The sequence below is a fragment of the Rhodocytophaga rosea genome (genome assembly GCF_010119975.1).
GTDB classification, from domain to species: Bacteria; Bacteroidota; Bacteroidia; order Cytophagales; family 172606-1; genus Rhodocytophaga; species Rhodocytophaga rosea.
The window spans coordinates 6,233,624-6,248,691 of the sequence record NZ_CP048222.1 but is presented as its reverse complement, the minus strand read 5'-3'; the positions used below and the strand labels follow the sequence as shown (position 1 = coordinate 6,248,691).

Below are 15,068 nucleotides of genomic sequence, written 5' to 3'. Positions count from 1 at the left end.
TATACAAATAGAATTAATAAAATATTAACTATCAGCACTTTAACTGTATTTACCCTATCTTTTCAAATTTTAACTGTATTTGTATATATATTTCCTTAATAAACGCCATATCAAATTTTATTGTATATAATCGTTCATTATTATTATACACATGTACAAAAGCATAAAAAGTATAGCAGGTATTTATGGATGAAAAGTAAAACAATCAAAATTTGTTCATGGGATCGCTATGACAATAGTTAGCCTGTTGAGAAACAGATTCCGAATCAGCAACGGATTATACTACAGTTTGGGGACAGGAACTTACACAAACGCATCAATCTTCTGGAATCTCCAACAATGTTGATTGCTTGTTATAAGTTTATTTCAGCAGGGTATATACAATTAAAGCAGATAAGTAGGCCAGGCCAGTCATATATATCAGCTGAATCATTGGCCATTTCCAGCCATTGGTTTCCCGGTATACAATTGCCAAAGTACTCATACATTGCATAGCAAAGGCATAAAAAACGAGCAAAGAAAAAGCCAGTGCAGGCGTATATAAAGGCAGGCCGGTTTTAGGATCAGTTTCTTTTCTGAGCCGTTCTTTAATAGTATCCGTATTTTCAGCTTCGCTGCCTACACTATAAATCGTCGATAAGGTTCCTACAAATACTTCCCGGGCTGCAAAAGAAGTGAGCAGCGCAATTCCTATTTTCCAGTCGTAGCCCAATGGCCGGATTACAGGCTCAATGAACTTTCCAAAATGTCCGGCATATGAATTCTCCAGTTTATACGAACCTATTTTATCTTCCAGTGCCTGTCCGGATAAAGTTGGATTTTCGAGTTTAACGGTGGTTTCAGCTTTTTCCATTTTATCAGATGGGCCATATGAAGCAAGTACCCAAAGGACAATAGAAATAGCTACAATGATCTTTCCGGCTTCCAGCACAAAGGCTTTTACTTTTTCAATAATGGTCAGACCTACATTTTTCCAGCGGGGCATCCGGTAAGCAGGTACCTCCATAATAAGATAACTACGGCCTTTGATGTTTAGCACCAGCTTCATCAGCCAGGCTGATAAGATGGCGGCTACAAAGCCCAGGAGATATAAGCCCATTAAAGCAACTCCCTGTAAATTTAATATACCCAGCACTGGCTCATCGGGTACAACTAGGGCAATCAGAATAGTATAGATCGGAATACGTGCCGAACAACTCATTAGGGGTGTTACCAGAATAGTAATGAGCCTTTCTTTCCAGTTATCGATATTTCGGGTAGCCATAATAGCCGGTACAGCACAAGCCACGCCTGAAATAAGCGGAACCACACTTTTTCCATTCAACCCGAATTTACGCATCACTCTATCCATCAGCAGCACTACCCTGGACATATACCCGGATTCCTCCAGAATGGCAATAAAAGCAAATAAAATAGCAATCTGCGGAATAAAAATAAGTACGCCGCCTATCCCGGCAATCAATCCATCGGTAAGCAAACTTACCAGCATACTTTCGGGAAGACTGGTTTTTAGAAACTCATTAACGGCTGCAATTCCGGCATCAATGAGATCCATCGGATAACTGGCCCATGCAAAAATGGCCTGAAAAATCAGGAACAGAATGGTCAAAAACAAGGCATAGCCCCATACCGGATGCAGCAATATCTTATCTACTCTTGTATCTATATTATCTTTTTCTTCAGAGTCGGGCTTTTTTACGGCATTGTCTAGAATGAGATTGATCCGTTCGTAACGGGCTATGGTTTCTTTCGCCTGCAGGAGCGAGTGTTTAAAATTATATTTTTGCTTGAGCTGCTCAATATGGCTTTTATCATCATTGCTTAGAAAGGCCAGATTCTTTCCCTGATGTGCATAATGCATGGCCAGATAATCGTTATGTACACCAAACCTTTCCTTGATGCCACTTACAATTTCTGGCGCCAGTGCCTGCGTATTTACAAAACTGCTTTCCAGTTGTAAGGCAGGTTTTGGTAATTTTTGCAGACTCGTGTGTATAATTGCCTTTAAGTCTTCGATACCCTCTCCTGTTCTGGCATTTATTCCCACTACAGGGACCTGTAATGTATTTTGCAATACCGAAGTCTGAATAGAAATACCCTCCCGGCTGGCAATATCGAGCATATTCAAGGCCAGAATCAAGGGAAGTCCCAAATCCCTGATTTCTGTAAACAACAGTAGATTCCGGTTAAGACTGGAAGCATCTACGACCACCACAACTAGATCCGGATAGGAAGCATCCAGCGGATTGGTGATAATATCCATTACTACTTTTTCGTCGGGAGACTTAGGATATAAACTATAGGTGCCTGGCAGGTCAATAACTTGTATGGAAGCAGAAGAATCGAGGCGGCAGACGCCGGTTTTTTTGTCTACTGTTACACCAGGAAAATTACCAATCTTCTGATTAAGCCCGGTAAGCTGGTTAAATAAAGAAGATTTACCGGAATTAGGATTTCCGATAAGAGCAATTTTAGCCGATGTTTTCAAAGATGAATCTTACTAATTTAGTATATAAAGTCTATTGAATTCTGATAATATAGCAGGCAAATCATTGCTGGATCATAATGGTAGCCGCTTCTTCTTTACGAAGCGATAGCGCATATCCTGAAACCCGGATACAAACCGGATCACCAAAGGGCGCTTTACAGCTCATTTTGATTTCAGTACCTGGTAAACAGCCCATCTCCAGCAATTTCAAAGACATTTCTTCATCTTTAAAACAACAGATGGTCGCCTTCTCGCCAATCTTCAGATCAGCTATACTCTTTACCGGGTTGAACATAGGCTAATGCTTATTTAGATTCATTATAAACAATGCAAGTTACACGCAAAGCATTTCTTCTCCAATGATTTTAATTTTTATTTTAGATGAGCTTTTATGTTGATGGATGATAAAATGCCTGTTATTTTTTAATAAATGAGCTGAATACCTAATTAGATGCTTAATCCTGAAAAGAACTTCCTTCAGGAAGTAAAAAATATACGTTTTACTCTTTCGCTGATGCCTGTTAATATTTCGTAAGGGATGGTGCCAATGCTGGCTGCAATTTCCGTAATGGAATGCTGCGGTCCGAATATGATTACCTCATCTCCTTCAGTGGCTTCTATCCCGGTAATATCTACCATCGTCATGTCCATACACACACTGCCAACTATAGAAGCAGGTTTTCCATGAATCCATACCTTTCCAACACCATTACCTAGCCTCCTGTCAAATCCATCGGCATAGCCTATAGCAATAGTGGCAATCGTTGAATCCTTCTCTATTTTACCCCGGCGGCTATATCCTACCGTTTCACCTGCCTTCACCTGTTTAATTTGGGAGATAGTTGTTTTAAGTGTGCCCACTGTCTGTAATCCCAAATGATCTGATGCGCTGGCCGCCACTCCATATAGTCCAATACCCAGGCGCACCATATCCAGTTGCTGTTTGGTAAACCGGGTAATACCGGCTGAATTTAATATATGGCGGATGGGCATATATCCAAGCACCGCAGCTATACTTTCACTCATCGATTCAAAAGCCTGAATCTGTTGTCTTGTAAAATCATCAAACTTAGCTTCGTCAGCGGCAGACAGGTGGCTAAGCACGGTGGTTACTTTAATTTTATCAGTCTGTTGTAACAGGTGAATCAAGTCAGGCAGATCTTTTGTTTCAAATCCTAGCCGGTGCATGCCAGTATCAAATTTGAGATGCGCCCCCGAAGACTGGTTAGTGGCCTTCAGGAAATGAATGAATTCTCTCAGAATCGTGAGGCTATATAATTCTGGTTCCAGGCGATAGTTGAGCAATAGCCCAAAAGTTTCTGGCGATGGATTCATTACCATAATTGGCAAATGGATTCCATTTTCACGTAAAATTACGCCCTCATCTGCATAGGCAACTGCTAAATAATCTATCCGTTGGAATTGCAAGAAATTTGCTACCTCTGCACTTCCGCTGCCATAGGCAAATGCTTTTACCATTACCATAATTTTAGTCTGGCTATTAAGCTGGCGGCGGTGCTCATTCAGATTATGCGCCAGTGCATCGAGGTTGATCTCAAGTACAGTTCCATGCGTTTTTTGCTGAAGTTTATGCACTATATTTTCAAACCGGAAGGTACGGGCGCCCTTAAGCAGAATCAGTTCATTGCTGAATTTTCTGTACAACGAGTCCTGCAAAAAACTTTCTGTACTAGGATAAAATTGAGCAGGCAGATGAAAATATTTTCTATTCCTTGAAATAACTTCTCCAATTCCGATCAGGCGATTGATGTCTTTATCTTCCAGCAACTGAGCAATGTGTTGATACAAACCGGCTTCGGGCATACCAGTTTCCAGCAAATCTGACAATATGAGTGTCTTGATCGGCCGTTGTTTCTGTAAATTGAGAAAATCAAGTGCCATTGTTAACCCAGCCAGGTCATTATTGTAGGTATCATCGATCAAGTAGCATCCATTTATGCCCTGTTTAAGTTCTAGCCGCATAGAAACTGGCTGGAGTAAATTCAGTCTGTTTTGAATCTCCGTTATTTCCATTTCCAGATACAGCATCAGGCTCACACAATGCATAATATTCTCTATTGCGGCATCGTCTGCAAAAGGAATGGTAAGCTGAAAATCAGATTGTTTATGCTGAATAAGCAACGCTGAGCTAGAGTCTGTCCTGCTAAGCTGTTTTAACCATATGTTTGCTTGTGAATTGGTTCGGCTCCATGTAAAAGTTTGCTGTTCTGGCTTTAAGATGAGCAAAATCTCCTGGTGTATAGGTTCGTGATCCTGGCAATAGATCAGAACAAGGCAATTTTGAAACAAAAGCAGTTTTTCACGGATTTTCTGTTCCCTATCCTTAAAGTTTTCGTCGTGAGCCGTACCAATATTAGTAAAAACACCAATAGTTGGCCGGATTACTCTTTCCAGATTATCCATCTCTCCGGACATAGAAATACCAGCTTCAAAAATACCAAGGGTATTTGTTTCATTGATTTGCCACACAGATAAAGGCACTCCAATCTGTGAATTATAACTCTTGGGACTTTTGACTACATTAAATTGTTTCGCCAACAGGGTTGCCAGCCATTCTTTTACAATAGTTTTGCCATTACTTCCGGTAATAGCTACCACCGGCAACGAAAAACCTGTACGATGGCAAGCAGCCAGTTGCTGCAAAGCCTGAACGCTATTATTAACTTTAATCAGGTTAGCTTCCGGAAACTTCGTTAGATCAAAGATCTGGTCATTTTCAATCACAAACTGACGTACGCCCCTATTATATAATTCCTGAATGAATGCATGTCCATTATGCCTTCCGCCTTTGATGGCAAAAAATAAGGAAACTGCCGGAGTAATCAGTTTGCGGCTGTCGGTCAATAAATATTGTATTGTGGAAGGGCTGTGCTGTTGCATAACGGCACCTTTAATACAATCTGTCGTCTGTTTAAATGTAAACATGTGGCAAGTTAGGAATTACCTGCGGTACTGCTAGCTTGGAACATGAAATTCGGCATTTGTAAAACACAATGTAGTCCCTCAGTTTAATTTACTTTAAGATATAGCGGTATGTATATTATGAGTTGATTTATGAATCTTCTTTGTCCAAATATTCCGCTTTTACCTATATAAAGTCTTATAAAGTATTAATGGTACTATTTCAAAAAATACCTAAAACCAATTTTTCCACAGAAATAAAGAATTATGACTTTAATAGTAGCTAATTATAAGATTAATGCGGCCTTCTTATCTAAGAGAGATGATGCTAAATTGGTATTATCTATTACCTTTTGGGCAACTGATTTAGCATTTAATGATTAACCATTTTCAGTTGCATGCGTATAGAAATACAAGTTATACTCTAAATCAATACGCTATGTCGAAACTAAAAAACCTTGAAGATCTTTTTGAGCACGAATTAAAAGATTTGTATAGTGCTGAAAAACAATTGATTGAAGCGCTTCCTAAAATGGCAAAAAAAGCCAACGACCCACAGCTCAAACAAGCATTTGAAAAACATTTGCAGGAAACTGAAAATCAGAAAGAAAGACTGGATCAAATTTTTGGGATATTGAATCTATCACCAGGAAGATTAAAATGCAAAGCTATGGAAGGCCTCATTGAGGAAGGAGAAGATATGATTGATGAAAATGCTACTCCTGAAACAAAAGACGCTGGTTTAATTGCAAGTGCTCAAAGAATTGAACATTATGAAATTTCAGGTTATGGCACTGCTGCTCATTTTGCTCAACGTTTAGAAAAAAAAGATGTTTTTAAACTACTTGAACAATCATTAGCTGAAGAGCAAAAAACGGATACTTTATTAAATGACCTGGCAAAAAGTTATATTAACTTGAAAGCAATGGCAGGTAGTTCGAAGACGACTTAATTATTTCAAATGAAGCCTGCTTAAGCAGGCTTTTTTATGGCCTTTCTATCTACCATAATATATCTAATCTGTTTACTTGAATTATAACAACAATAGTTAGCACAAAAAAATGAACATGCTTTGGGTAGTTCGCAAATGCCAACTTATTATCTACTTTTGCTAAAATTGCTATATGTAATAAATTATATTTATTAGAAATTACATTATTATGAATACTAACTATAATTGCTTAATACATAATATTTTCTAACAATTTACTTTTAAAAGTTTTTTAGTATCTACTAAGGTATAAAGCAAAAAATTACTTAAAAGTTATCCTTTACAATGATGCATCAATGAATTTCTATTAAATATTACTTTACACAGATAGTAGTTTAATACTTAATTTCTTTGTAATTATATACTATAAGAATCTTTATAAAACAATGTCTGTATAGTCTTATTGTCTATAAAAAATAAAATTTTACTATATTAATAGTTAAATAACAATTGCTTAATAAGAAGGCTATATTATTATAAAGTTCCATATTCTAATTGACAACAAAAATTAAAAATAAAATAACAATATTTATATTTTAGATATTCTTGAGTTAACCTATCTAAATATAATATTATAAATAGATATAATGTGTTTTATATAATAGAGTGAAGTATGGTAATAATGGTAAAAAGATTAGGTCAGTTAGGAAATAGACTATTTACTTTTGCGCATGTAATAGCTAATTCAATTGAGAATGGTTACTCTGTAATAAATCCAAATTTAGATCAATATGCTTCATACTTTGAGTGCTCTTCAACAAATAATTTTAATGGATATCCAATAAGTGTCCGTTTGTTCAAAAGCACATTGTTTAATAAAGTTACTTTGCCCTTAGATAAAAAAATAATATTTAATTTAGCCAGTAGCTTTACTAATACTTTTATCAAAAATTCTTCTATTAAATTCATTACTGATCAAGATAACGATTATGAAATGAATTCACCTCATTTTATAGAAAACGCTAAAAATAAAACAGTTATAGCACACGGATGGTTATTTAGAGATAAGAAAAACTTCAATAAGCATGCTGATACTTTAAGAAAATTATTTAAACCTATTGAATTGCATCGAACTAATGTTAACAATTTAATACATACTTGCCGTAAAGAATGTGAAATATTAATAGGTGTTCATATGCGCAAAGGAGATTACGCTACATTTAGAGGGGGAGAATATTATTATGATACAACCACTTATGTGAGTAAACTTTTAAATATAAAAGAATTATTAGAATCTCGTTATAATAAAATATCATTTTTGATTTGCTCGAATGAACCTGTAGATGTCGAAGCATTTACAACCAAAGGACTAACAGTACATTTAGGCACGAATCATTTTATTGAAGATTTATATTCATTAGCTGAATGTGATTATATTATAGGCCCACCCAGTTCCTATTCAACCTGGGCATCTTTTTACGGTAATAAGCCTATTTGTATTCTCAGAAACAAAGAACAACTCATCAAATTAGAAGACTTTGAAGTTTATTTATATAAAGGATATTAACATAAGTTTATATAAAAGTAACTAATGGTTACAATAAATCATTATAAATCTATAAACTAACATCTAATAGCCTAACCACCTCTACAGAAGTTGCAACAATTATTTTAGATTGTTTTATATATACCACCAATATCTTTCAAAATTCCGAACTGCTTTTCAATGATATCCAATTTCCAATTCTAAAAATGCAAAAACAATCAAACATTATTCTAAATAGTCCACCTAGGTACTGCAAAAGCGAATTGTGGAGTTGTGGCTTAATTATCAATATCATTTATTAGAATAATGGCTACAAATTTAGGTGATGCTGCTATAAGGGGATTAAAGTGGACAACCTTCGCGACTGTTATTACTACCTTATTACAGGTATTGTATACCTCAATAATGGCACGTCTGCTTCAACCAGAAGATTTTGGGGTTGTTGCTATGGCTAGTTTTGTATTAAGGTTTGGCGGTTATTTTGCTCAAATGGGTATTGGACAGGCTTTAATCCAAAAAAAGGAAATTAGCAGTCATGATATTAGAGTTGCATTCACTTCTACATTCTTTCTTGGAATTCTATTTTCAGGCTTATTCTATGTTTTAGCTCCTTTTTCTACACTCGTCTTTGCAAATCCTAAGATTATCTCTGTTGTCCGAGTAATGTCTATTTCTTTCTTTTTATCAGGATTGTCTTCTACATCAATGAATCTGTTAAGAAAGAAAATGGATTTTAAACTTTTGTCAATTATAGAAGTCTGTTCATACTTATTCGGTTACCTAAGTGTTGGGATAATATTAGCATATTATGGTTTTGGTTACTGGAGTATCGTTATGGCAGGTTTAGCACAGATTATTTCCTCAACTTTAATATCTTATTCGATTGTAAGGCATAATCTGCTTTTCTTGTTTAAATGGGAATATTACAAACCCTTACTTAATTTTGGTGGTAAAATTTCTTTTATAAGTTTACTGGAATTTTTGAGAGTTCACTTAAGTACACTTGTAATCGGGCGTTTGTTTTCTGCCGCCGTATTGGGTATATATACCCGTGCTTTTGAATTAATAAGTTTGCCAATTTACTATTTAACTACAAATTTTTCAAAAGTCCTATTACCTGTATTTAGCGTTATTCAGGACGACAAACCAAAACTCAAAAATGCCTTTTTATCGTCAATAGCCATAGTAGGCTACATAATTATTCCTATTTGTATTGGTATTTCAATAGCATCTGAGCAAATGGTACTTATATTACTGGGTAGCAAGTTTGAGGCTGCAATAATAGTTACAAGTATTTTAGCATTAGGAATGCCTTTCCGGGTATTTAATAATATTAATGGTATCGTATGTGAAGCTACTGCGACTTTAAATGTAAAAGCTATATTTCAAATTTTTTACATAAGTTTACTTACCATTTTATATTTTATATTAAAAGAGTATGAACTTGTTGGAATTGCAATGTCGTTTATTGTGGCTGAATTATTTATGATAATAGCCTATACTATCATTACCAAGAAGTTGTTACAATATACTGTAAGTGAAATATTGCAGGCGATAGCACCAGGTATGCTTACTGGAATAATTGCTGGAATCTCCATTTATACAATTACAATTTTTCTAAAAAACCATTCTCTTCCATTGTTAATTATTTTAAGTGCTCAAATAGTTACTGGAGCGCTTTGCGTTTTTCTATCCTTATTTTTAAAAGTGAATAAACTAATTAAAAATGAAATTTATAAAAGATTGGCCAATTCGATTACTGATACTAACAAGTCGTTTAAAAATAAGTTATTAAACAAAGCGCTTCAATTAATGTCATAATTAATTGAAGCAAAGACAACTGTAGTATGATCTTATATAGTTATAAATCTTATTTAAAGATATTCATCTATAATTTCTCAACAATAATATTCTTTTTTTAAGTAGGAAGCTAAATGAAGGATGCCAGAATGAAGTATAATGTTTGTAAGTGATAATAATCTGCTTTAAAATGGGTGAGCAACTTTTAACTTTATAATCTTTGACTTACTTATAAACTAATAAATTTATAAAAGAACATGAAGATAGGCATTGCCGGACCGATAACATTGGGTTTAATTGATTTTGATTTTAAAGGAGCAAAAGTACCTCAAACATATAGCTTTCCACTAATAGCCAATCTTGTAAATGCGTTAGTAAAAAGAGGTCACCAAGTAGTTGTTTTTACAACTTCTGATGAAATAGATGAAGCCATATGTTTTAAAAATGAGAAGATTACAATTTGTATTGCCAAGAGTGAATCGCATCCTGGAAGAAATTTTTTTAGGCCGGTACGCCGAAATTTGAAAGCACTCATGCAGCAATACCCTACAGATATAATTAATGCACACTGGTCATACGAATTTGCATGGGCTGCTATTGATAGTGGAATTCCAACAGTAGTAACTGTACGGGACCATGCAACCACTATTCTCAAGTACCAAATGATCCCATATCGAGCAGTAAGATGGATCATGAATCTGATTGTACTAACTAAAGCCAAGTATCTAACTACTAACTCTAGCTATCTGAAAGAGTTATTAACAAAAAAGCAACAAGAAAAGGCTGTAGTGATTAGTAATTTTTATACAACAGGTCTCGAACGTCATTTTTTAGATTCAGCAACCAAAGGAAACTATATAGTTTCTATAAATAATGGCTTTGACCGTAGAAAGAACGTTGAATCAGGTTTGATGGCATTCGCTGTTATCAGGAAAAAATTTCCAACTTTAAAATATCATTTGCTTGGCGCGTTTATGGAGACAGGTAGCGATGCTTTTCAGTATGCAAAAAAAAACAATTTATTAGAAGGAGTTGAATTTATAGGTTACAAACCGTTTGCAGAGCTTTTAGAAGAGATAAAACACGCCAAGTTACTTTTACATACCTCACGTGAAGAGTCTTTTGGAAATGTAGTTCTGGAAGCTATGGTAGTAGGCACACCTGTAGTAGGAGGAAAAAATAGCGGTAATATTCCATTTTTATTACTTCACGGAAAAGCTGGAGAGATATGCGATATTGATGATCCGGATGATATTGCAAAATCAGCATCCAAAATATTAAATGATGAAAAATATGAAGCTCAGTTAAGGGATACAGCTCATAAATATGCTGTAGAAAATTTTTCAGAAGAAAGTATACTTACAGCCTATATAAACCAATACAAGAGAGTATTAGAAAATGAAAAATAGTTTTATGATTATTTTTTTAAACATCTAAGCATCCATGTCAACTATTTTGTATAGCATTTGGGGAATACGTAAATTAATCCTAATTGTACAGGAATTTTTTATCAACTTATTACTTGCCCATAAAATCGGCAACCGAATAAGTATACTGGGTATACCAATTATTTCAATACATAAAGGTGCAAAGGTAAAATTTGGCAAAAATATTATGCTTATATCTCACTCCTATTTTAGCCAGCCCGGAGTAAATCATCCTGTAATTATCAGGGCACTTACAAAAGAATCACAACTAACTATAGGTAATGATGTTGGCATTAGTGGTGGTGGTATTTGTGTAATGAAAGAAGTGATAATAGGAAATAATGTTATGCTCGGGGCAAATGCTTTTATTACAGATACTGATTTTCACCCTATAGCTCCTCAAAACAGAAGATATAATTATGAAGATATACAATCCAGGAAAGTAGTTATAGAAGATAATGTTTTTATAGGTATGAATTCGGTTGTACTCAAAGGCGTAACTATAGGAGAGAATTCTGTGATTGGCGCAGGTAGTATAGTAGCTAAAGATGTTCCACCTAATCAGATTTGGGCTGGAAGTCCGGCTAAATTTATTAAAAATTTATAATCATATATTTTTAATCGCTGAAATATGAGATGAAGTTACTTTGAGTTATCTAATAAGTAATAAATATTTCCAGCACAAAAGTTACAACAATGATTATTACATATGGTAAAAGAATTTTAGAAATAAAGTATCTGTATTTAGTGGCAGTAGTTATAATACTTTTAACAGATGGAATTTTTCATGATGTAGCAACAAATAATAAGCAGATCGTAGGTAAACAGGAAATCGTACAAGCTGTTAAAGAGGTTGAAGAAGACAATTATACCAAATATGCAATCATTTTGTGCTTTGCGTCTACTGCACTTTTTATAAGCGGCATGAGTACATTCATGTACTGGCTGGCATTATTATATTATTTTGTATTTGGCATATTCTCACTGGAATCCTATTACAGGTACGGTTCGTTCTTTCAATATCCACATGTATTTTCTAAACTGCTTGCTATTTTCGTGATGTTTTTTCTATATCATTTTGCAAAAAAAATACATGAAAAACAATTTTCGTTAATTATTTATTTGATTTTTTTTACTTTTTTAGTTAATCTACTATGGTTAAAAAGAGATATTCTGTCTATTAGTGCGTTTGTGGGTACTGTTAGAGGGTTTCCTGCACCATCAGTATATATGTTAGTAATTCCTTTACTATTCTTCATAAACAGTTATTTTTCGAAAAAAGCATTAATATCCCTATTTTTATTTTTCATACTATTTGGTTTAATAATTTTTTTAAATCACCGATCTGTATGGATAGCGTCTATTACCTCATTGACAATCAATCTTCTTCTGTTAAAGAAGACAGAAACAAAAATAGCTATAACTGATTTTATGCCAATTATCACTATACCAACTATAGGCCTAATACTTATATCTAGTCTAGTTATTTCAGCCAATCCTGAAATTATTGATGCTATTTCTGAAAGAATTGCTGATATTCAAAATGTAAAAACACAAGGCACTGGAAGTTGGAGACTAGAACAATTCGCGTCTTATTGGCCTTTTATTGTAGATAATTTTCTTATAGGTATGCGTTTCGAAGGATTTGAATTACCTGTTCAATTCTACCAAGCAGAGGCTGGAACAGCCGTTTTCCTAGATGGTACAGGGCATCATTTTCATAGCTTTTATGTAGATCGATTATTTTATATGGGTGTCGTTGGCCTTATCCTACTTCTACTCCCGGTATTTTATCTTATTTTTAAAACTATTAAAAAAAATAATTTAACATTAAAGGAAGTGATTTTGGTTTCATTTATAATGTCCGGCCTATTTTATGGATTTTCTTATAATTTACCTGTATATTATTTTGGTATTCTAGGAATAGCTATAAATTTTATTGAAAGGGAAAATACCACTATAGAAAGTCAAAAATACAACAAATAGATATTACTTAGAATAACTTATTTTGATTATACGAACAGAATACCTTTTCTAAATAAACCATTTCCAGCTCTACTAAGCAAACATGCTCTATATAATAATCCCAGTGTTCAACCGCAAGAAATTCACTGAGGAATGTCTACTATCGCTTCAGAAGCAAACTAACACAAATTTTAAAATCATTGTAGTAGATGATGGTTCGACAGATGGTACTTCAGAAATGATAGATAAAAATTTCTCTGAAGTAATTCTTATAAAAGCAAAAGGTGATTTATTCTGGACAGCTGCAACTAATCTTGGCATCAGCTATGCTCTGAATCAACATGCCACCTTCGTTATGACACTTAACAATGATACAATTGCAACTGAGGATTTTGTTGAGAAGATGTATTATTGGGCAGCAAAAAAACCAGATATTATAATGGGTGCTTTGGCTTTGGATGCTTATACCAAAGAACCTGTGTTTGGAGGAGAAAGGTTAAACTGGTTATCTAATACCAATGCTTCTGTACTAGCTAATCTTTCACCCGAAAAGCAGACTGGATTACACCAAGTAACTCACTTTCCTGGTAGAGGTTTGTGGATACCCAGAAAAGTGTTCGAAAAAATTGGCTTATTTGATGTAAAAAAGTTTCCGCATTATTTTGCTGATTATGATTTTACTTATACGGCTACCAGAGCCGGTTTTGAAATCTATTGTAATTTCGATGCAAAAATATTTATCTATCCTTCTGAAAGTGGTGACCACCAAATAAGAAAGAAGAAGACAATTAAAAACTATTATAATCATTTATTTGGAATAAAGGGCGGAGGAAACTTGGCTAACTTTACTAAATTCACTTTGAAAAATTGCCCCACTCCTTACATACCATTGGTTCTGTTAAATGGGTATTTTCGCAGGATTTTTGGATATATTATTAAATAAATTATATATTAAACTTGCTTAGGTATTTTTTTATACATTTTTGTAAAAATCTGGTTACTACTACATATAAAAATGTATCTACACCAAGTAATATAATTTGAATGAATAAATGTCCAAAAAATTAAAAAAATACAAATATTTATAATTCATATTATAAATATTGACTATACCAATAAATTAGATTATATAAATTATCATTAACTATATTTCTTATATTAGTACAATTTATGAAAGCAGTAATACTTGCCGGTGGATTCGGCACACGAATTAGTGAGGAAAGCGGCATTAAGCCAAAACCAATGGTTGAAATAGGAGGAAAACCTATTCTATGGCATATAATGAAAATTTATTCTCATCATAACATTAATGAATTTATTATCTGCTGCGGATATAAGGGATATGTAATTAAAGAATATTTCGCTAATTATTTCTTACATATGTCCGATGTTACATTCGATATGAAGAAAAATCATATGGAAGTCCACCAAAATAATACTGAGCCTTGGAAAGTAACTTTAGTGGAAACAGGCGAAGGAACAATGACAGGAGGCAGAATAAAACGTGTAAAAAATTATATTGGTAATGAAACTTTTTGCTTGACATACGGAGATGGAGTTAGCGATATAAATATTGCTGAATCTATTCAATTTCATAAAGAACAAAAAACATTAGCTACTCTTACAGCAGTACAACAACCTGGCAGGTTTGGAGCCTTTAATTTGGCAGGAAATGAACCAAAAATCTCCGCTTTCAAGGAAAAACCACAAGATGAACATACACCTTGGATAAATGGAGGTTTTTTTATTTTAGAACCACAAGTCATAGATTATATCACAGATGATTCCACTGTCTGGGAAAAAGGACCCATGGAGAAATTAGCGTCAGGTGGAATGTTATCCGCTTTTAAGCATACCGGTTTTTGGCAACCAATGGATACACTCCGTGATAAACATGTATTAGAAGACCTCTGGCAAAACAATAAAGCTCCGTGGAAAGTCTGGTAAGAAAACTCATGTTAGATCAAAAATAATTAAAAGTATTAAAAG

General features: G+C 34.2%; 11 protein-coding genes. 8 read left to right on the top strand and 3 right to left on the bottom strand.

What is annotated here, in order from left to right; translation table 11 throughout:
* Nucleotides 1-361 precede the first annotated feature (361 nt).
* The 3 genes from feoB to GXP67_RS25805 all read right to left on the bottom strand — a co-directional run bounded on the left by feoB (nucleotide 362) and on the right by GXP67_RS25805 (nucleotide 5,434).
* Nucleotides 362-2,488, bottom strand: coding sequence for a ferrous iron transport protein B (gene feoB, locus GXP67_RS25815; RefSeq protein ID WP_162445793.1), 2,127 nt, complete (start codon nucleotides 2,486-2,488; stop codon nucleotides 362-364).
* Between the two features lie 61 nt (nucleotides 2,489-2,549).
* Complete coding sequence (locus tag GXP67_RS25810; protein WP_162445792.1) at nucleotides 2,550-2,783, bottom strand: FeoA family protein; 234 nt, start codon at nucleotides 2,781-2,783, stop codon at nucleotides 2,550-2,552.
* 182 nt (nucleotides 2,784-2,965) lie between these two features.
* Nucleotides 2,966-5,434 carry a bifunctional UDP-N-acetylmuramoyl-tripeptide:D-alanyl-D-alanine ligase/alanine racemase gene (locus GXP67_RS25805; RefSeq protein WP_162445791.1) on the bottom strand — a complete coding sequence of 823 codons (2,469 nt, stop codon included), beginning with the start codon at nucleotides 5,432-5,434 and terminating at the stop codon, nucleotides 2,966-2,968.
* A 415-nt stretch (nucleotides 5,435-5,849) separates the two neighbouring features.
* On the opposite strand from GXP67_RS25805, the gene GXP67_RS25800 reads away from it, so the two are divergent.
* From GXP67_RS25800 to rfbF, 8 genes are all read left to right on the top strand, one after another.
* On the top strand, nucleotides 5,850-6,362 hold the full coding sequence (locus GXP67_RS25800) for a YciE/YciF ferroxidase family protein (RefSeq protein WP_162445790.1): 513 nt from the start codon (nucleotides 5,850-5,852) through the stop codon (nucleotides 6,360-6,362).
* A gap of 661 nt (nucleotides 6,363-7,023) precedes the next feature.
* Nucleotides 7,024-7,908, top strand: a complete 885-nt coding sequence (locus GXP67_RS25795) for an alpha-1,2-fucosyltransferase (protein WP_162445789.1) — start codon at nucleotides 7,024-7,026, stop codon at nucleotides 7,906-7,908.
* A gap of 285 nt (nucleotides 7,909-8,193) precedes the next feature.
* A complete protein-coding gene (locus tag GXP67_RS25790) occupies nucleotides 8,194-9,708 on the top strand; it encodes a lipopolysaccharide biosynthesis protein (RefSeq protein ID WP_162445788.1) in 1,515 nt (504 codons plus the stop codon).
* A 236-nt stretch (nucleotides 9,709-9,944) separates the two neighbouring features.
* Nucleotides 9,945-11,096: a glycosyltransferase family 4 protein gene (locus GXP67_RS25785; RefSeq protein ID WP_162445787.1), complete on the top strand. Its 1,152-nt coding sequence runs from the start codon at nucleotides 9,945-9,947 to the stop codon at nucleotides 11,094-11,096.
* 34 nt (nucleotides 11,097-11,130) lie between these two features.
* Nucleotides 11,131-11,721, top strand: a complete 591-nt coding sequence (locus GXP67_RS25780) for an acyltransferase (RefSeq protein WP_162445786.1) — start codon at nucleotides 11,131-11,133, stop codon at nucleotides 11,719-11,721.
* Nucleotides 11,722-11,810: 89 nt separating this feature from the next.
* Entirely contained in the window at nucleotides 11,811-13,100 is a 1,290-nt protein-coding gene (locus tag GXP67_RS25775) for an O-antigen ligase family protein (protein WP_162445785.1), read from the top strand.
* Nucleotides 13,101-13,182: 82 nt separating this feature from the next.
* Nucleotides 13,183-14,022 carry a glycosyltransferase family 2 protein gene (locus tag GXP67_RS25770; RefSeq protein WP_162445784.1) on the top strand — a complete coding sequence of 280 codons (840 nt, stop codon included), beginning with the start codon at nucleotides 13,183-13,185 and terminating at the stop codon, nucleotides 14,020-14,022.
* A gap of 227 nt (nucleotides 14,023-14,249) precedes the next feature.
* Nucleotides 14,250-15,026: a glucose-1-phosphate cytidylyltransferase gene (gene rfbF / locus GXP67_RS25765; RefSeq protein ID WP_162445783.1), complete on the top strand. Its 777-nt coding sequence runs from the start codon at nucleotides 14,250-14,252 to the stop codon at nucleotides 15,024-15,026.
* Nucleotides 15,027-15,068 lie beyond the last annotated feature (42 nt).

Bases quoted from the DNA above. Each gene is read 5' to 3' on its own strand.
- GXP67_RS25810 (WP_162445792.1), bottom strand. From the start codon at position 2,783: ATGTTCAACCCGGTAAAGAGTATAGCTGATCTGAAGATTGGCGAGAAG.
- GXP67_RS25805 (WP_162445791.1), bottom strand. From the start codon at position 5,434: ATGTTTACATTTAAACAGACGACAGATTGTATTAAAGGTGCCGTTATG.
- GXP67_RS25800 (WP_162445790.1), top strand. From the start codon at position 5,850: ATGTCGAAACTAAAAAACCTTGAAGATCTTTTTGAGCACGAATTAAAA.
- GXP67_RS25795 (WP_162445789.1), top strand. From the start codon at position 7,024: ATGGTAAAAAGATTAGGTCAGTTAGGAAATAGACTATTTACTTTTGCG.
- GXP67_RS25790 (WP_162445788.1), top strand. From the start codon at position 8,194: ATGGCTACAAATTTAGGTGATGCTGCTATAAGGGGATTAAAGTGGACA.
- GXP67_RS25785 (WP_162445787.1), top strand. From the start codon at position 9,945: ATGAAGATAGGCATTGCCGGACCGATAACATTGGGTTTAATTGATTTT.
- GXP67_RS25780 (WP_162445786.1), top strand. From the start codon at position 11,131: ATGTCAACTATTTTGTATAGCATTTGGGGAATACGTAAATTAATCCTA.
- GXP67_RS25775 (WP_162445785.1), top strand. From the start codon at position 11,811: ATGATTATTACATATGGTAAAAGAATTTTAGAAATAAAGTATCTGTAT.
- GXP67_RS25770 (WP_162445784.1), top strand. From the start codon at position 13,183: ATGCTCTATATAATAATCCCAGTGTTCAACCGCAAGAAATTCACTGAG.
- rfbF (WP_162445783.1), top strand. From the start codon at position 14,250: ATGAAAGCAGTAATACTTGCCGGTGGATTCGGCACACGAATTAGTGAG.